This is a genomic window from Nocardia acididurans (assembly GCF_016741815.1).
Lineage (GTDB): Bacteria > Actinomycetota > Actinomycetes > Mycobacteriales > Mycobacteriaceae > Nocardia > Nocardia acididurans.
Genome location: NZ_JAERRJ010000004.1, coordinates 311,204 through 329,123 on the forward strand (window position 1 = coordinate 311,204; position 17,920 = coordinate 329,123).

14 protein-coding genes are annotated in these 17,920 nt (G+C 69.5%); 6 read left to right on the forward strand and 8 right to left on the reverse strand.

The features are described 5' to 3' along the window. Positions 1–80: 80 nt before the first annotated feature. The 7 genes from rpsD to JK358_RS39970 form a co-directional block, all read right to left on the reverse strand. Entirely contained in the window at positions 81–686 is a 606-nt protein-coding gene (rpsD, locus tag JK358_RS12160) for a 30S ribosomal protein S4 (protein WP_201946863.1), read from the reverse strand. Positions 687–707: 21 nt separating this feature from the next. Then, a complete protein-coding gene (gene rpsK, locus JK358_RS12165; RefSeq protein ID WP_067818955.1) occupies positions 708–1,121 on the reverse strand; it encodes a 30S ribosomal protein S11 in 414 nt (137 codons plus the stop codon). A 9-nt stretch (positions 1,122–1,130) separates the two neighbouring features. Further along, positions 1,131–1,502, reverse strand: a complete 372-nt coding sequence (rpsM, locus tag JK358_RS12170; RefSeq protein ID WP_201946865.1) for a 30S ribosomal protein S13 — start codon at positions 1,500–1,502, stop codon at positions 1,131–1,133. 224 nt (positions 1,503–1,726) lie between these two features. Next, the gene (rpmJ, locus tag JK358_RS12175; RefSeq protein ID WP_033085975.1) at positions 1,727–1,840 is read right to left on the reverse strand and encodes a 50S ribosomal protein L36; all 114 of its coding nucleotides are present in this window, start codon (positions 1,838–1,840) and stop codon (positions 1,727–1,729) included. A 113-nt stretch (positions 1,841–1,953) separates the two neighbouring features. Beyond that, positions 1,954–2,175, reverse strand: a complete 222-nt coding sequence (gene infA / locus JK358_RS12180) for a translation initiation factor IF-1 (protein ID WP_040804562.1) — start codon at positions 2,173–2,175, stop codon at positions 1,954–1,956. 1,660 nt (positions 2,176–3,835) lie between these two features. Beyond that, on the reverse strand, positions 3,836–4,018 hold the full coding sequence (locus JK358_RS12185) for a hypothetical protein (RefSeq protein ID WP_201946867.1): 183 nt from the start codon (positions 4,016–4,018) through the stop codon (positions 3,836–3,838). Positions 4,019–4,104: 86 nt separating this feature from the next. After that, complete coding sequence (locus tag JK358_RS39970; protein ID WP_269811797.1) at positions 4,105–4,227, reverse strand: hypothetical protein; 123 nt, start codon at positions 4,225–4,227, stop codon at positions 4,105–4,107. Positions 4,228–5,293: 1,066 nt separating this feature from the next. Here JK358_RS39970 and JK358_RS40330 point away from each other — a divergent pair. Then, a complete protein-coding gene (locus tag JK358_RS40330; RefSeq protein ID WP_443677903.1) occupies positions 5,294–6,220 on the forward strand; it encodes a MinD/ParA family ATP-binding protein in 927 nt (308 codons plus the stop codon). A 150-nt stretch (positions 6,221–6,370) separates the two neighbouring features. Further along, positions 6,371–9,805 carry an NAD-glutamate dehydrogenase domain-containing protein gene (locus JK358_RS12195; RefSeq protein WP_201946869.1) on the forward strand — a complete coding sequence of 1,145 codons (3,435 nt, stop codon included), beginning with the start codon at positions 6,371–6,373 and terminating at the stop codon, positions 9,803–9,805. Positions 9,806–9,956: 151 nt separating this feature from the next. On the opposite strand, the gene JK358_RS12200 is transcribed toward JK358_RS12195, so the two are convergent. After that, the gene (locus JK358_RS12200) at positions 9,957–11,483 is read right to left on the reverse strand and encodes a PucR family transcriptional regulator (protein WP_307817477.1); all 1,527 of its coding nucleotides are present in this window, start codon (positions 11,481–11,483) and stop codon (positions 9,957–9,959) included. Positions 11,484–11,643: 160 nt separating this feature from the next. Here JK358_RS12200 and JK358_RS12205 point away from each other — a divergent pair, with 160 nt between their 5' ends. The 4 genes from JK358_RS12205 (at position 11,644) to JK358_RS12220 (ending at position 17,908) form a co-directional block, all read left to right on the forward strand. After that, positions 11,644–13,074, forward strand: coding sequence for an aminobutyraldehyde dehydrogenase (locus JK358_RS12205; RefSeq protein WP_201946873.1), 1,431 nt, complete (start codon positions 11,644–11,646; stop codon positions 13,072–13,074). Between the two features lie 55 nt (positions 13,075–13,129). Further along, positions 13,130–14,479 carry a 4-aminobutyrate--2-oxoglutarate transaminase gene (gene gabT / locus JK358_RS12210; RefSeq protein WP_201946876.1) on the forward strand — a complete coding sequence of 450 codons (1,350 nt, stop codon included), beginning with the start codon at positions 13,130–13,132 and terminating at the stop codon, positions 14,477–14,479. A gap of 31 nt (positions 14,480–14,510) precedes the next feature. Continuing rightward, a complete protein-coding gene (locus JK358_RS12215; RefSeq protein ID WP_201946878.1) occupies positions 14,511–15,968 on the forward strand; it encodes an NAD-dependent succinate-semialdehyde dehydrogenase in 1,458 nt (485 codons plus the stop codon). Positions 15,969–16,357: 389 nt separating this feature from the next. Next, a complete protein-coding gene (locus JK358_RS12220) occupies positions 16,358–17,908 on the forward strand; it encodes an APC family permease (RefSeq protein ID WP_201946880.1) in 1,551 nt (516 codons plus the stop codon). Positions 17,909–17,920 lie beyond the last annotated feature (12 nt).

Genomic DNA, 17,920 nt, shown 5'->3' on the forward strand with positions numbered 1-17,920 from the left:
ACCATTTGACGCCTACGACTTGGATTGTGCGGGAACACCTTCCGGCATTCCCGCACCAGCGGTACGCGGCTAGCGCACCTTTACTTCGAGTAGAACTCGACGATCAGCTGTTCCTGCAGCGGAACATCGATCTGCGCACGCTCGGGGAGCTGGTGCACCAGAATCCGCAGACGGCCGGGAACGACCTGGAGCCAGCCCGGGATCGGGCGGTCGCCGGTGGTCTCACGCGCAACCTGGAAAGGCAGCGTGGGCAGCGACTTCTCCTTGACATCGATGATGTCGTACTGCGAAACCTGGAAGCTCGGAACGTCCACCTTCACGCCGTTGACGATGAAGTGGCCGTGCGAGACCAGCTGACGAGCCTGACGACGGGTCCGAGCCAGACCGGCGCGGTACACGACGTTGTCCAGACGGGTCTCCAGCAGACGCAGCAGGTTGTCGCCGGTCTTGCCCTTCTGGCGGTTCGCCTCTTCGTAGTAGCGGCGGAACTGCTTCTCCATGACGCCGTAGGAGAAGCGAGCCTTCTGCTTCTCCTGCAGCTGGAGCAGGTACTCGCTCTCCTTGATCCGCGCGCGGCCGTGCTGGCCGGGCGGGTAGGGACGACGCTCGAACGCCTGGTCGCCTCCGACGAGGTCGACACGAAGACGACGCGACTTGCGGGTGATGGGTCCGGTATAACGGGCCATTTCGTTCTACTTCCTTTCCCGCTAGACGCGACGCCGCTTGGGCGGACGGCAGCCGTTGTGCGGCTGCGGAGTGACATCGGAGATCGAACCGACCTCGAGGCCGGCGGCCTGGAGCGAACGGATCGCGGTCTCGCGGCCCGAACCCGGGCCCTTCACGAACACGTCGACCTTCTTGACGCCGTTCTCCTGCGCCTTGCGGGCAGCGTTCTCGGCGGCGAGCTGCGCGGCGAACGGGGTCGACTTACGCGAACCCTTGAAACCGACGTGGCCCGAGGACGCCCAGGAGATGACGTTGCCTTCGGGATCGGTGATCGACACGATCGTGTTGTTGAACGTGCTCTTGATGTGCGCGTGGCCGTGCGGGATGTTCTTCTTATCCCGGCGACGCGACTTCTGAGTCTTCTTCGGGCCCGAGGCCCGGCTCTTCGGAGGCATGCGCTATCCCTACTTCTTCTTGCCGGCGACGGTCTTCTTCGGACCCTTGCGCGTGCGGGCGTTGGTCTTCGTCCGCTGGCCACGCACGGGGAGGCCGCGACGGTGCCGCAGGCCCTGGTAGCAACCGATCTCGATCTTGCGACGGATATCGGCCTGAACCTCGCGGCGCAGGTCACCCTCGACCTTCATGTCCGAAGCCTCGATGTAATCGCGAAGCTTGGTCAGGTCGTCGTCGCTGAGATCCTTCGAGCGCAGGTCCGGGCTGACGCCGGTCTGAGCCAGGATCTCCTTGGAGCGCGTACGGCCGATGCCGAAGATGTAGGTCAGCGCGATCTCCATGCGCTTTTCGCGCGGGAGATCGACGCCCATCAGACGTGCCATAGTGGCGATTCCTTAACTGTTTCGGAGGTCTGCTCCCTGTCCGTCCCCTCGTGTGGGGCCCCGGCCTCCGGACCGGGGGTGAGCCGCCATCCGCCCCTTGCGGGACTCGGCGACGGCGACTGGCGCTGGGAGTTCTTCTTTTGTTGCTGCCAATCCGAACCGCGTTCGGTGCTTGGCTGGTGAGCGACCGGGCTAACCCGGTGACGCCCGGCGCAAGGCCGGACTCAGCCCTGACGCTGCTTGTGGCGCAGGTTCTCGCAGATCACCATGACTCGCCCGTGACGGCGAATCACCTTGCACTTCTCGCAGATCGGCTTGACGGACGGCTGAACCTTCACGTCAGATCCAATCTGGGTTGGTGTTCACTGGCCGTGAACACAGTTTTTCCCCGGCCGGATCGACCGGGGAACACCCGAGAGCTCTGCTCAGTAGAAAAGCAGGCCTCGGAAACTCACTTGTAGCGGTAGACGATGCGACCACGGGTCAAGTCGTAGGGCGAGAGCTCCACGACGACGCGGTCCTCGGGCAGGATGCGAATGTAGTGCTGCCGCATCTTGCCGCTGATGTGGGCCAGAACCTTATGGCCGTTCTCCAGCTCGATCCGGAACATCGCATTGGGCAACGGCTCGATGACCCGGCCCTCGACCTCGATGGCCCCTTCCTTCTTCGCCATATCCTCCGCGATTCCCGGTTCTGGCTGAACCTGGTTGGTTCATGCTCATGACGGCTGGTCGGCTCTCTGCAGTTCGTCTCGCACATCAGTCGACCCGGTGACATACTGCTCCGCACGGCATGTGTACATGCCACAGCCACGAATAGATGCACCGCCGAACTACTTTACCCGTTTCCCCAGATCCGGCCAAATACGGGTGCGTCCACGTGCGCGAGAACACGCTCTCCCCGCGCGGGTTCCCGCGAGATCGCTAAACTACGGCCTTGTCCAGCCAGATCGGTCGAGCGCCCCGGGGGTACATGTCGTGAGCCGCAACAACGATGGGCTCCCCATGCTCCCGCCATGGCTGTCCGAGTCCGAGGCCACCGACTCCGGCTACGAACCACCCGTGCAGAACCTCCCGCGAGACGAGGAAATCCCGGAGAAGAAGTCCCGCGGCGGGCTCTTCGGTCGGCGCAAATCCCGCAAGGGCACCGAGCCCGACACCCCGCCGGCCCCGGGCACGGACGGATCACCGCATCACGAGCCACTACCCACGCCGAGCAGGCAGCCCGCCCCGAGCCCCGAGTCCGGCGACTGGGCGGCAGGCGGCCCTTCGCGCTTCAACGCCCCACCCCCGAATACCGGTCGGCCGCCCGCGCCGCAGGCCCCGATCCCGGGTCAGCCGCCCGCGCAGAACGCGTACCCGCATACCCCGGCCCCGGGTCCCGAGGCGCAGCAGCCGCACCCGGGCTTCTCAGCGCCCGCGGCCCCGCAACGGCACCCGTCGGCCCCGCAACCGCAGCACCCCGCGCCCGCGCAACCACAATCCCCCGCGCCCGCGCAACCACAGCCCCCCGCAGTCCCGGCGGACCCGACCACACGCATCCCGGTCTCGCCCGCTCACACCACCGGCGCTCCCACGCCGCTGCACGAGTCCGTGACCCCGGCGTCCGCCGCCGCACCTGCGCACTCCGCGCCGAATACGGCGGCCCCGGCGAATGCGGGCGGCGCTGATTCGGATCCGCGATCCGCGCAATCCGCCGAGGCAGGGCCGGCCGACACCGGGCCGGACGTGCGACAGCCCAGCGATTCGCCCAGTCCAGCGGCCACCGGACGGCACCACGCGGTGGATGTTCCGCTTCCCCTCGAACCGCAGCGGCCGTTCTCGACCCAACCGGACAGCCGCTCGGCGGACTCGGCTTCGCAGCGTCAGCAAGACGCGTCCAGCGGCGCCGGGGCCGCGCAGCCACTTCCACCCCTCCCGCCGCCGCCCCAGCAGAGCGCGGGCGCGGCGGGCCGCCCACCACTTCCGCCACCCCCGCCCACCGCACCGAATCAGGGTGCGCCACAATCGAATCCGCCGCGCGAGACACAGCCCGGCTCGACTCCGACGGCATTCGGGCCCGGCGATATCCATGCTCCGGCATCGGATGTGCCGCTGCCGCGGCCGACGGCCGGACAGCCCGATGAAGGTGTTTCGGAGCCGAACACTGCTGCGGTCCCCGAACCTCGGCCGGGGCGAGTGAGTCCGCCACAGCCGGACCCGCGGTCGTACCGCGCGCCCGAATCGGAGCCGCCCCCGGCACCCGGCACCGGAAATCCGCCCGGCGCGGCCGGCGCACCGACCATGACGTGGGGTGACCCGAACGCGGTCAACGGTCAGGCGCCCGTGCCGCCGTCACAGGCGGGTCACCCGGTGCAGCCGCCGGCCCAGCCCACCACGCCGCCGTCCCAAGCGGGTCACCCGGTGCAGCCGCCGGCCCAGCCCATGCCCGGAGTCGAGGCGGGCCAACCGGACGCGGCACACCAGGCGCCGGGCCAGGGGAGGCCGGACGGCCTCGATCGGTCCGGTGCCCTCCATGATTCGGATGTGATGCGGCCGGAAACCGCACCCACGCGCGCCCCCGGCGAGACTCCGTCCGCGCAGAATCCGAATCTGCCTCCCACTCAGGCCGTGCCGGAGGTCACCGCGGGGCAGGGCGACCGGGCGCCATCCTCCATGCCCGACGCGTCCGCGCCCTCCGAACCGGCCAACGGCGTATCGCCGGCGACCCCCAACGGGCTTCCCATCAGGGCTCCCGGCAGTTCCGCGGCTCCCCCGCAGCTGGCTCCCCGCTCGTATCGCGCGCCGGAATCCGAAGCGCCACCGCATCCCGGGCCGGGCACCACTGCGCCGCAAGCGAATCCGCGGCAGCAGCCCGCACCGGACGCCACTACCCGATTCACCGGAGGGATACCGACCGGAACGTCCGGCGTTCCGGAGCAACCCCCGCGCCCGACAACCGACCACCCTGCCGCCGCGACAGGGCAATCCCCTGACCTGCCACCCACACAGGCGATGCCGGGCGTGGGACAGTCCACACACGGCCCGCAGTCGCATCGCGCTCCGGAGTCGGAGAGTGCACCGGCCCCCGGCGCCGAACCTGCCGCCGCGACGACCAGGTGGACTCCAGACAGCGCAGGCGCATCGAATTCGGCTGCACCGCAGGAGAATTCGTGGCTCGATCCCACGGATCGGGATGGGGCGGGCGGCCGGCACGCCGGACAGCACGCTGCGCCGCCGAGTCACTCGGCTCAGGCACACCACGGCGCTCCGGCGGCGGAGCACGGCCGGTACGGCACGCCGGGTTATGGAGCACCCGGCCAATCCGCCCCGCATGCGGGTCAGGCCGCACCGGGACAGTATGGGTCGCCGGGTATGCCGGGCCAATCCGGAGCGCCCACGGGACCGGGGGCGCAAGCGCAGTTCCAGATCCCCGGCCCCGGCTCTCCCGGGCAGTACGAAACATCCACGGGCGCAGGCGCTTCCGGGCAGTACAGCGCACCCGAGGGTCTCGGAGCTCCGGGACCGTACGGCGCTGCCACTGCGCCCGGTGCGGGCGCACAGTACGGTGCGCCTGCGGGACCTGGCGGGACGGAGCAGTCCGGCGCATCTGAGGGACCAGGCGGGACAGGGCAATCCGGCGCGCCCGCGGGACCTGGCGGGGCGGGCTGGTATGACGGTCCTGCCGCACCGGGTGAGGCGGGGCGGTACAGCGCCACTCCGGGGTTGTACGGCGCTCCCGCCGGGCCGGGCGCTCCGGGGCAGTACGGCGGGCCGGATGGCGCGGGGCGGCATGGCGCGCCCGGACGGCCTGTGCCCTCGCTGGACGATGTGCCGGTGCGGCGGACCAAGAAGGCCGCGGGGTCTGGGTGGCGTAAAGCTGTGCACCATATGTCGGGTGGGGCCATCAATCCGGGGATGTCGGCCGAGGAGTTGCGGCTGCAGGAGTTGGTGGCCCGGATTCGGCAGCCGGTGCGGGGGGATTACCGGATCGCGGTGCTGTCACTGAAGGGTGGCGTGGGGAAGACGACCACGACCATGGGGCTGGGGTCGACCTTCGCTTCGGTGCGCGGTGATCGGGTGATCGCGGTGGACGCGAATCCGGACTTCGGGACACTGTCGCAGCGGGTGCCGTTGCAGACGCGGTCGACGGTCCGGGATCTATTGCTGGATCAGAGCATTCAGCGGTATTCGGATGTGCGGCGGCATACCTCGCAGGGCGGCAGCCGACTGGAAGTGCTGGCCAGCGAACGGGATCCGGCGGCGTCGGAGGCCTTCAGCGAGGAGGAGTACCGGGCGGTCGCGCGGATTCTGCAGCGCTTCTACAACATCATCCTCACCGATTGCGGTACGGGTCTGATGCACTCGGCGATGGCGGGCGTCCTCGATCTCGCCCATTCGCTGGTGCTGATCTCGTCGTCGGCCATCGACGGCGCGAGAAGCGCTGCGGCCACCCTGGATTGGCTGTCCCTGCACGGCCACGACCACCTGGTGCGCAATGCGGTGGTGGTCATCAATCTGCCGCGTCCGGGCGCCCCGAATGTGGGCATCAACCAGCTCCGCGACTATTTCCTGTCGCGCTGCCGGGCCGTGCACATCATTCCGTACGACGCTCACCTGAGCGAGGGCGCGGAGATCGATCTGACCCGCCTGCACAAGAACACCAAGCGCGCCCTGGTCGAGCTGGCGGCCACGGTGGCCGACGACTTCGCCACCGATCACCGCCGCTATCGGGGCTGATCCCTCCGGACCGCCGCGGCGGCCCACCCCGGCAATGGACAGGACGGCGTGTGCGGATCACCCGCGCACGCCGGTTCGGCGGCTGTGTCCTGCGTCTCTGTGCGGCAGATTTGCTGACATCAAGTCGGTCACGCGCAGGGAGTGGAACGAATGCACCGCGGAGCAGGCACGGGAACGCTGGACGTGGTTCGGAGCGAGGCCGCCGTGCCGCGACTCGAGTTCACCCGGGTAACCGGGCCCGCACCCCAGGCCCGGCTCAGCTGGCTCGCCCCGGCGCTGGACCGCACCCCGGCATCGACCACACCGCTGGAATCGACCACGCCGGACCGCACCCCGGCATCGACCACACCGCTGGAATCGACCACGCCGGACCGCACCCCGGCATCGACCACACCGCTGGAATCGACCGCGCCGGACCGCACCCCGGCAATCGCACCACTGGAAACGACCGCGCCGGATCGCGCCTCGGCATCGATCGCAGCGCGGAATTCGACCGTGGCACCCGATTCTTCGGACCTGCCGCAGCCGCGAGATTCAGCCGAGATCCCCGATCTCACCGAGCTGGTGGAGATCTTCGCGGCGCTCGGCCTGCATGTCACCGCGCACGAGGTGAGCGCCCCGTCCGAGCATCGATTCACCTTCCGCCGCACCACATTCGACCTGTCGGGCGCGACCACCGTGGAGATCGCGGCGGCCTTCGTCGCGGCGGCCACCGGCGAGCTGGAGGTGGACGGGTTCCTCGGCCTGGTGGGGTCGGCCGGTCTGGGCTGGCGGGATGCCCTGCTGGTGCGGATCGCCTGCCGGTATCTGCGCCAGGCGGGCCTGCGCACGGGCGCCGGTACCAGCGTCGAAATCCTCACCGCGCACGCGGATTTCGTGCGCGCGTTCGTGGAGTTGTTCCACGCCGCTTTCGATCCGGAGCGGGCGGCCGATCGGGAGGCGTCGGTGGCCGCGGCGGACAGCCGGGCCCTGACACTGCTGGAGGCCGCCACCACGCTGCCGGAGGATCAGCTGCTGCGCGGCCTGTACACGTTCTGCGCTGCGGTGTTGCGCACCAACTGGTTTCAGCCGGATCGGGAGGTGGCGGCGTTCAAGCTGGATCCCGCGCGCCTGTCGGTGGCGGCGCCGGTCACCCCGTATCGGGAGATCTTCGTGCATGCCGCGAGGGTGGAGGGCAGTCACGTGCGCGGTGGCGCTATCGCGCGGGGTGGGTTGCGCTGGTCGGACCGGCCCGACGACTTCCGCACCGAGGTGCTGGGGTTGATGAAGACCCAGTCGGTGAAGAATTCCGTGATCGTGCCGATGGGCGCGAAGGGCGCGTTCGTGGTGCGCGGCACCGCGAGTGAGCTGCGCGGGGGCGCACGAGGCACCGCGTCCGGCTCCCGGATTACCGCCCGGGGCACCGCGGCCGATCCGCATGCGGTGCGGCGCGCGTACGCGGCCTTCATCGGCGGGCTGCTGGACGTGACGGACAATATCGTCGACGGTGCGGTGGTGCCGCCCGCGCACACGGTGGTGCGGGACGGCCCGGATCCGTATCTGGTGGTCGCGGCCGACAAGGGCACCGCCCGGTTCTCGGATCTGGCGAACGGCATCGCGGTGGAGCGCGGGTTCTGGCTGGGCGACGCGTTCGCCTCCGGCGGGCGCACCGGTTACGACCACAAGGGTCTGGGTATCACCGCGCGGGGCGCGTGGCGGTCGATCAGACGGCATCTGGGTGAGCTCGGAATCGATCCGGACGCACAGGCTTTCACCGTCGCCGGGATCGGCGACATGTCGGGTGACGTGTTCGGCAACGGCATGCTGGAGACCGATCGCATCATGCTGGTGGCGGCGTTCGACCACCGGCACATCTTCCTGGACCCGAACCCGGATCCGGTGCTGTCGTTCCGCGAGCGCGAACGGCTGGCCGGTCTGGAGCGCGGCAGCTGGGCGGACTACGACCGTGCGCTCCTCTCGGCGGGCGGCGGGGTGTGGCCGCGATCGGCGAAGTCGGTGCCGCTGTCGCCGCAGGTGCGGGATCGGCTCGGCGTGACGGCCACGGAAATGACCGCCCCGGAGCTGATTCGGGCGATTCTGAGCGCGCGGGTGGATCTGCTGTTCAACGGCGGCATCGGCACCTACGTGCGGGCCACCGGGGAATCGGATGCCGAAGTGGCCGATCCCACCAATGACGATGTGCGGGTGACCGCGGATCGACTGTCCTGCAGGGTGATCGGCGAGGGCGGCAATCTGGGGCTGACCCAGCGGGCCCGGATCGAGTTCGCCGTCGCGGGCGGCCGGGTGAACGCCGACTTCATCGACAACGCGGCGGGTGTGGCGATCTCGGATCGCGAGGTGAATCTGAAGATCGCTTTGAATACCGCTGTGGCACAGGGTGATCTGACCGTTGCCGAGCGCGATGCCCTCCTGACGGCCGCCACGGAGGACGTGGTCGCGGCGGTCCTCGCCGACTGTGACCGTCAGGCCCTGGCCATCAGCCTGGCCGAGGCTCACGCGCCCTTCCTGATCGACCGGCACGGTCGGCTGATCGAGAATCTGGAACAGGCGGCGGGTATCGATCGCACGGCCGAATTCCTACCCGCCCCTGCGGAATTGGCTGCCCGTCGCCGGGCCGGGACGGGTCTGGTGCGCCCGGAGATCGCGGTCCTGCTCGCCATGTCGAAGAACCTGGTGCGCGATGAACTGCTGGCCTCCGACGCCCTGGACGATCCGATCGTGGCGGGCACGCTGCTGGGTTACTTCCCGGAGCGGATGCGAAAGCTGGTGCCGGAGGCGGTATTCCGCGCCCATCCCGTGGCACGCGAGATCGTGGCGGTGACGGCCGCCAATCAGGTGATCAACCGGGTCGGCCCCGGCATGATCCACCGCCTCGAGGAGCGGGTCGGCGCGGGCACCGCCCAGATCGTGCTGGCCTGCACCGCGGTACAGTCCATCCTCGATATCGACGGCTGGTGGCGGGACGCGCTGGCGCTGCCGGTCGCGCCGCAGTCCCGGTTGAGCGTGCTGACCGGTATCCAGGACGCGATCGAACAGTCGACGGCCTGGTTGCTGGCCCGCCATCGCGCGCACAGCTGGCAGCGCGAGATCGACTCCTGCGCACCGCTGGTCGCGGAACTGGTCGCGGTGCTGCCCCGTCCCGGCGGTCGGCCGGAGCGGGACGCGGCGAATCTGCGGCTGCTCGCCCAGGCGCTGCCGTTGAGCGGCACCGCCCGCCGCGCCGGCCTGCCGGTCGCCCTGGTGGCGCAGACCTACCGTGAGCTCGGCGAGCTCATCGGACTCGACTGGCTGGCGCGCACCTTCGCCACCACCCCCGCCTCCGATCACTGGGAAACCCTGGCCGCAGCGGTCCTGGTCGACGAATTGCATTCCCGCTGGCACGCATTGGCCGCCGCCGTCCTACACGAGGCCGGCCCCGAGGATTCAGCCCGCCACCTGGTCACGTCGTGGAGCGTGCACCCCCACGCCACCCGCCTGCTGGACCTGGTCGGCGAACTACGCCGCTCCGGCACCGCCGACATCGCCCGCCTGTGCGTCGTGAACGCCGAATTGGCCGCGGCGACAGGACACCACGACAGCGACTGATCAACCACATCGACAACCGTCCGACCGCCCTCGCCACCCACGCGCTCTCGCCACCGGCGCACCCTGTCATTCCGCCGCGTTTCTCGGCCGGGGTCGACGCGGGAGCAGTGCGCCATCCCGGTGGATTCCGCCCTGGAAGCACCGCCCTGGGTCAGCCGTGGGCGATCAGGGCCAGGAGCAGTTCGGCCCGGACCCGGGCGGCGTCGAGGCGGCAGCCGAGCAGGGATTCGATCTTGGCGATGCGGCTGCGGAGGGTGTGCCGGTGGATGCCGAGAGTGGTTGCGGCGGTTTCCCATTGGCCGTGTGCCTCCAGGTAGGCGCGCAGGGAGGCGATGAGGTCGGTGCTGTGGCGTTCGTCGTAGTCGGCAAGTGGTTGCAGCATGGCCTCGGAGACCGCGCCGAGGGCGCGGCGGGTCTCGGGGAAGGTGAGCAGGGCGCTGCCCGCGAGGGCCGCCAGGTCGAGCGGTCCGCTGCCGGGCGGTGCGGCCGAGGCGGCCAGTTCGGCGTGTTCGATGGCGGTGGCGAAGCGGCGCACGGGATGCGGGGCGCTGAGCCCGGCGCGGGTGGTGGCGCGGGCCTGGTCGGGGAGGTCCGTGAGCAGGCGTTCGGCGGATTCCTCGGTGTCCGAGCCGGGCAGCAGGACGGCGAGCCGGTTGCCGTCGGCGTGGGCGAACAGCTGCCGGTTCGAGGCCCGCAGCCGATCGTCGACGGCCGCGGCGGCCAGTGCGACAGTGTCGGCCGATTCGCAGCGCAGCACCAGTACCCGGATGCGCCCGGAGCGGTCGGCGGCGGGCGCGAGGTGCTGCCAGACGAGGTCGAGATCGGCGTTCTCGGCGAGCAGCATGGCCATGGCCTGGGTGTTCAGGTGGTTCTGCGCGATGCGCAGGCGCACCGGTTTCTCGAAGTCGACCGCGAGCAGTGAGCTGGCGTGCCCGAGCAGCACCTGGTCGACGGAGCTGAGCGGCGTGGTGGTGACGACGGCGAGATGGCCGTGCACGGTGTGCCCGGCCGTGATCGCCTGGACCGCGATGTATTCGCCGGGCCGGGTGGCGATCACGCCGCTGGCCGCGCCCTCGCCGCGCCCGGCCAGGAATTCCGAGAGTCGTTCGGCCACATCGGCGGACGGCCGTCCCGGATGTGATTCGGCGAGTGCGCCGTCCGCGCCGAGCAGTGCCACGGTGGCCGACAGCACCCCCGACAGCTCCTTGATGACGGCTTTGGATCCCTGCACCGCGGCCCGCGTCATGCGCGGCTGTGCGCGGGAGGCGCGCAGCACCTTCTCGTATTCCTGTTCGGCGAGCCGCTGCATGACCTTCTTGGCGATGGCGCCGAACGGCGTCGGCAGCGGTACCTCGAACAGCGGCAGCCCGAGTTCGTCGGCGGCTTCGACGAGATCCTCGGGCACGGTCTCGTGGGAGAGCCCGACGCCGAATCCGACACACGCCACGCCGACCGAGTCCAGGTCGGCGAGGTAGCGCCGCCGGTCCGCGCGACTGAGCGGCAACCCCATACCGGTGGTGAGCACGAGTTCCCCGCCGGAGAGCCACTGCTGTGGTTCGGTGAGTTCGGAGGTGAGGGCGAGGGTGATCTCACGTGCCAGTCCGGCGGCCCCGCCCTTCAGTACCAGGCCGAGTTCCGGTTGGGCCAGCACCCACCGGACCGGGATCCCGGCACTCACCTGCACTCCGATGACCGCAATGGCACTCCAACAGCTAACTGGACAGATCGTCGAATCCTTATTCTGCCGGTACGCCATACCGGCGGGTGACGCCGGGGTGTGCCGCACAGCACACTGGCTGGCATCCACGCATCGAGGACACGCAGGAGAACGGGCAGCCATGAGCACCGAGACGCTTCGCAACTTCATCGACGGAAAGTTCGTCGAATCGACCGCATCGGAGTCGTTCGATCTGATCAGCCCGGTGGACGAGAGCGTCACGGGTCGTAGCCCGATCTCCGGGAACGCCGATATCGATGCCGCGGTGGCGGCCGCCGCCCGCGCCTTCCCCGCGTGGAAGGCGACCACCCCGAGCAAGCGTCAGGCCGCGCTGCTGAAGCTGGCCGACGCCATCGAAGCGAATTCGGACGCCCTGGTGGCCGCGCAGTGCCGCGACACCGGCCAGCCCATGCACCTGGTCGCCTCGGAGGAGGTGGCGGCGGGCGCGGATCACCTGCGCTTCTTCGCGGGCGCGGCCCGCCTGCTGGAGGGCAAGTCGGCCGGTGAGTACCTGGAGGGTTTCACCTCCTATGTCCGCCGCGAGCCGGTCGGCGTGGTCGGCCAGGTGACCCCGTGGAACTACCCGCTCATGATGGCCATCTGGAAGATCGGCCCGGCGCTGGCGACCGGAAACACCGTGGTGCTCAAGCCGAGTGACACGACGCCGGGCAGCACGCTGCTGCTGGCGGAGCTGTCGCAGGGCATCCTGCCCGACGGCGTGCTGAACATCGTGCTGGGTGATGCCGCGACGGGCGCGGAGCTGGTGTCGCATCCGGATCTGTCCATGGTGGCGATCACCGGTTCGGTGCGGGCGGGTATCGCGGTGGCCTCGGCGGCGGCGCAGCAGGTCAAGCGCGCGCATCTCGAATTGGGCGGTAACGCACCGGTTCTGGTGTTCGGTGACGCCGATCTGGCGACGGCCGCGGATCGCATCGGCGATGCCGCGTTCTTCAATGCCGGCCAGGACTGCACGGCCGCGACCCGGGTGCTGGTGCACGAGTCGGTGCACGACGCGTTCGTGGAGGCCCTGGTGAAGAAGGCGGAGACGGTGCGTCCGGGCCGCCCCGACGACACCGAGGCGGCGTACGGTCCGCTCAACAATCCGCGCCATTTCGCTTCCGTCACCGGCAAACTCGCCGCGCTGCCGGAGCACGCGCAGGTGCGCACGGGCGGCACCCGCATCGGCGACAAGGGTTTCTACCTCTCCCCCACGGTGATCACGGGCGTCCGCCAGGACGACGCGATCGTGCAGGAGGAGATCTTCGGCCCGGTGATCACCGTGCAGTCCTTCGCCGACGAGGCGGAGGGCACGAAGCTGGCCAATGATGTGGTCTACGGCCTGGCCTCCAGTGTCTGGACGCGCGATCACGGTGTGGTGCAGCGGGTTTCGGCGGCACTCAATTTCGGCGCGGTGTGGGTGAACTGCCATATCCCGCTGGTGGCGGAGATGCCGCACGGCGGTTTCAAGCAGTCCGGCTACGGCAAGGACCTGTCGGCCTACGGCGTCGAGGACTACACGCGCGTCAAGCACGTCATGAGCGCGCACGACTGACAACCCGTTCCCTCGCGCGTTCGAGCGCGAAACTTCTTTCCGCAGAGGACTTTCCATGATCGAGATGAGCTATCGGCTACCGCAGCAGCGGGTGCTGCACACCGCCCTGCCGGGCCCGCGTTCGCAGGAGCTGGCGGCACGGCGCAAGGCGGCGGTGGCCGCGGGTGTGGGTTCGACGGCCCCGGTGTACACGGCGGACGCCGACGGCGGCGTGATCGTGGATGTGGACGGCAATTCGCTGATCGATCTGGCCTCGGGCATCGCGGTCACCAACGTGGGCGCGTCGCATCCGAAAGTGGTTGCGGCGGTGCGTGATCAGGTGGAGCGTTTCACGCACACCTGTTTCATGGTGACCCCGTACGAGGCCTACATCCAGGTCGCCGAGCAGCTGGCCGAACTCACCCCCGGCACACACGAGAAGCGCAGTGTGCTCTTCAATTCCGGTGCGGAGGCGGTGGAGAACGCGGTGAAGGTGGCGCGGCTGGCCACCGGCCGCCCGGCGGTGGTCGCCTTCGATCACGCGTATCACGGCCGCACCAACCTGACCATGGCGCTGACCGCCAAGAACATGCCGTACAAGGCGCATTTCGGCCCGTTCGCGCCCGAGGTCTACCGGATGCCCATGTCGTACCCGTTCCGGGACGGCGGTACCGACGGCGCGATGGCGGCGCGGGCGGCGATCTCGCGGATCGAGAAGCAGCTGGGCGCGGATTCGGTGGCGGCGATCATCATCGAGCCGATCCAGGGTGAGGGCGGATTCATCGTTCCCGCACCGGGTTTCCTGCCGACGCTGGCGGAGTGGGCGCGCGCCAACGGCGTGGTGTTCATCGCCGACGAGGTGCAGACCGGTTTCGCCCGCACCGGCGACTGGTTCGCCTGTGATCACGAGGGCGTGGTGCCCGACATCATCACCATGGCCAAGGGCATCGCGGGCGGAATGCCGTTGTCCGCCATCACCGGTCGCGCGGAGCAGCTGGACGCGGTGCACGCGGGCGGGCTCGGCGGCACCTACGGCGGCAACCCGGTGGCGTGCGCGGCGGCGCTGGCGGCCATCGAGGTGATGAAGGACGAGGATCTGCCCGGCCGGGCACGGCATATCGGCGAGATCGCGCTGACCCGGTTCCGTGAACTGGCGCAGGAGATTCCGGCCATCGGCGAGGTGCGCGGACGCGGCGCGATGCTGGCCCTCGAATTCGTCCGCCCCGGCACCACCGAGCCGGATCCGGCGCTGGCCTCGGCCGTGGCCGCCCGCTGCCTGCAGCAGGGCGTGATCACGCTGACCTGCGGCACCTACGGGAATGTGATCCGCCTGCTGCCGCCGCTGGTGATCGGCGACGAACTGCTGCACGAGGCGCTGTCTGTGCTGTGCACGGCCATCGCCGAACTTGGAACCGCCGGTAGGTGATTCGCCGGGTGATCGACTGTCAGGACAAGCTATGACCGAATTCGACCGTATCCGTTCTGTAGTTCCGACCGGTCTGTGGATCGACGGAGCCGAGACCGACGCGCTGGCGGGCGGCACCTTCACCGTGCACGATCCCGCCACCGGCGACACCCTCGCCACGGTGGCCGATGCGACCGCCGCCGATGCGAAGCGGGCCCTGGATTCCGCGGTGGCAGCCCAATCCTCGTGGGCAGCAACCTCTCCGCGCGAACGCGCCGCCGTGCTGCGGCGCGCCTGGGAGCTGCTTACCGAGCGCACCGAGGAACTCGCGCTGCTCATGACCCTGGAAATGGGCAAGACGCTGGCGGAGAGCCGCGGCGAGGTGGCCTACGGCGGTGAGTTCCTGCGCTGGTTCAGCGAGGAGGCCGTGCGCATCGGCGGCCGTTACGCCGACGCCCCCGCGGGCACCGGCCGGATCCTGGTCAAGCAGCAGCCGGTGGGCCCGTGCCTGGCCATCACGCCGTGGAACTTCCCGCTGGCCATGGGAACTCGCAAGATCGGTCCCGCACTGGCCGCGGGCTGCACGGTGATCGTGAAGCCCGCCGAGGACACGCCGCTGACCATGCTGGCGCTGGCCCGCGTCTTCGCCGAGGCCGGACTGCCGGCCGGTGTGCTGTCGGTGCTGCCCGCGAGCGATGCCGCCGGGGTGACCGCGCCGCTGCTCGCCGACGACCGGCTGCGCAAGGTGACCTTCACCGGGTCCACCCGGGTCGGCAAGATCCTGCTGCGTCAGGCCGCCGACACCGTGCTGCGCACCTCGATGGAGCTGGGCGGCAATGCCCCGTTCATCGTGTTCGAGGATGCCGATCTGGAGCAGGCGCTGGCCGGGGTCATGCTGGCCAAGATGCGCAACGGTGGTGAGGCGTGCACGGCGGCGAACCGTATCTACGTGCACAATTCGCTGCGCGCGGAGTTCGCGGCCCGGCTGGCCGAGCGCATGGGCGCGCTGCGGCTGGGCCCCGGCTACGCGCCGGACACCGATCTCGGCCCGCTGATCAACGAGCGGCAGCGCGGCAGTGTGGCCGCATTGGTCGACGATGCGGTCGAAGCGGGCGCGGTCCTGCGCACCGGCGGCAAGGCGGTCGACGGTCCCGGCTACTTCTTCGAGCCGACCGTGCTCGACGAGGTGCCGCGCACCGCCCGCATCCATCGCGAGGAGATCTTCGGGCCGGTGGCCGCGATCTACGGTTTCGACACCGAGGACGAAGTGATCGCGCTGGCCAACGACACCGAATACGGTCTGGCCGCCTACTTCTACACGCAGAACCTGGATCGGGCGCTGCGGGTTTCGGACGCTCTCGAGGCCGGCATGGTCGGCGTGAACCGCGGCGTCATCTCCGATCCGGCCGCGCCGTTCGGCGGCGTGAAGCAGTCCGGGCTCGGCTCCGAGGGTGGATCCGAAGGCATCCACGAGTACCTCGACACGAAGTACGTCGCCTTCACCCGGTGAAGTAAACGACTCTCCTGGCTCTCAGGGGCTTCGCCCCCGAACCCCCACAGGGCCAGGACTGACGAACCATCCTGGCTCTCAGGGGCTTCGCCCCCGAACCCCCACAGGGCCAGGACTGACGAACCATCCTGGCTCTCAGGGGCTTCGCCCCCGAACCCCCACAGGGCCAGGGCTGACGAACCATCCTGGCTCTCAGGGCCAGGGCCTCCAGAACTCCTGTCGCTCCGGGGCTTCACCCCCGTCCCCCGGAGCGGCAGGGCTCGCACACCGGCCCCTGTGCCGGGTTCGTGCACCGACCGGACCTCGGCCCGGTTTCTCCACCTCGGCTCGGTGCCGGTGGGAGCCAACGGTTTCCCCGGAACCCGGCCCGCTCGTTTCGAGGAGCAATGATGCTCGTGCAGGACCCACCTGACGCGGTTCCCGGTCAGAGCAGTAAGGGACTGGCCACCGGCAAGATCGGCACGCTGGCCGGTGCGGTGCTCAGTATCGCGTCGATCGCGCCCGCCTATACGACCACGGCCAGTGTCGGCCTGATCGTGGCGGCGGTCGGTTTGAAGATGCCCGCGCTGCTGATCGCCGGTTTCATTCCGATGTTCCTGGCGGCCTACGCCTATCGCGAGTTCAGTTCGGACGCGCCGGACTGCGGCGCGTCGTTCACCTGGTCCACGCGGGCGTTCGGCCCGTATGTGGGGTGGATGGCGGGGTGGGGTTCGGTGATCGCGGTGATCATCGTGCTGGCCAATATCGCGGCGGTGGGTGCGGAGTTCCTGTACCTGTTCGTGGGCCGTCTGGTGCATTCGGAATGGATCGCGGAGCTGGGCGCGGACAAGCCGGTCAATATCGTGACCACGCTGGCGTTCCTGGCGGCGGCGGGCTGGGCGGCGAGCCGCGGCATCACCTCGAGTGAACGCGCGCAGTATGTGCTGGTGGGCTTCCAGCTGACGGTGCTGCTGCTGTTCGCCGGGGTCGCGCTGGGCAAGGCGCTGTCCGGCGAGGCTCCCGCGAGCCTGGATTTCGACATCGACTGGTTCAACCCGTTCACCGGAATCACGCTGGGCGCGTTCGCCATCGGCCTGGTCGGGTCGGTGTTCATGTTCTGGGGCTGGGATACCGCGCTGACACTCGGCGAGGAGTGCAAGAACCCCAAGCGCACGCCGGGCCGGGCCGGGCTGCTGTCGATTCTGTCGGTGCTGGGCACCTATCTGCTGCTGGCCGTGGCGCTCATGATGTACGCCGGAACCGGCGAAACCGGTGTGGGACTGGGCAATCCGGAATCCACCGACAATGTGTTCGGCACCCTCGCCAATCCGGTGCTGGGTTCCTGGGGCGAGCTGCTGCTGTTCCTGGCCGTGCTGGTGTCGAGTATCGCGAGCCTGCAGGCCACCTTCCTGCCGGCCGCGCGCGCCCTGCTGGCCATGGGTTCGTTCAAGGCGCTGCCGAGCCGCTTCGCCTCGGTGCATCCCGGGTACAAGGTGCCGCGTTTCGCGGCCGCCGTGGCCGCCATCGTGGCGGGCGGGTTCTTCACCATCACCTCGCTGCTGTCGGAGCACGTGCTGTCCGACACCATCGCCGCCATGGGCATCATGATCTGCTGGTATTACGGGATCACCGCGTTCGCCTGTGTCTGGTACTTCCGCAGGCACTGGTTCGATTCGCCGCGCGCGTTCCTGTTCCGGCTGCTGTTCCCGCTGCTCGGCGGCGCGATGCTGCTGATCATCTTCTGCATCTCGGTGTCGGAGAGCACCGATCCCGAAGTCGGCAGCGGCGCTTCGATTTTCGGTGTCGGTCTGGTGTTCTACCTGGGCTTCGGCGTGCTGGCCATCGGCGCGGTGCTGATGCTGGTCCAACGCTGGAAGCAGCCCGAATTCTTCCGCGGCGCGACGCTGCCGCGAGCGGTGGCGGGCGATCGGATGCCCGAACCCGCCGAAGTCCACATCTGAGAGGAGTTGTCC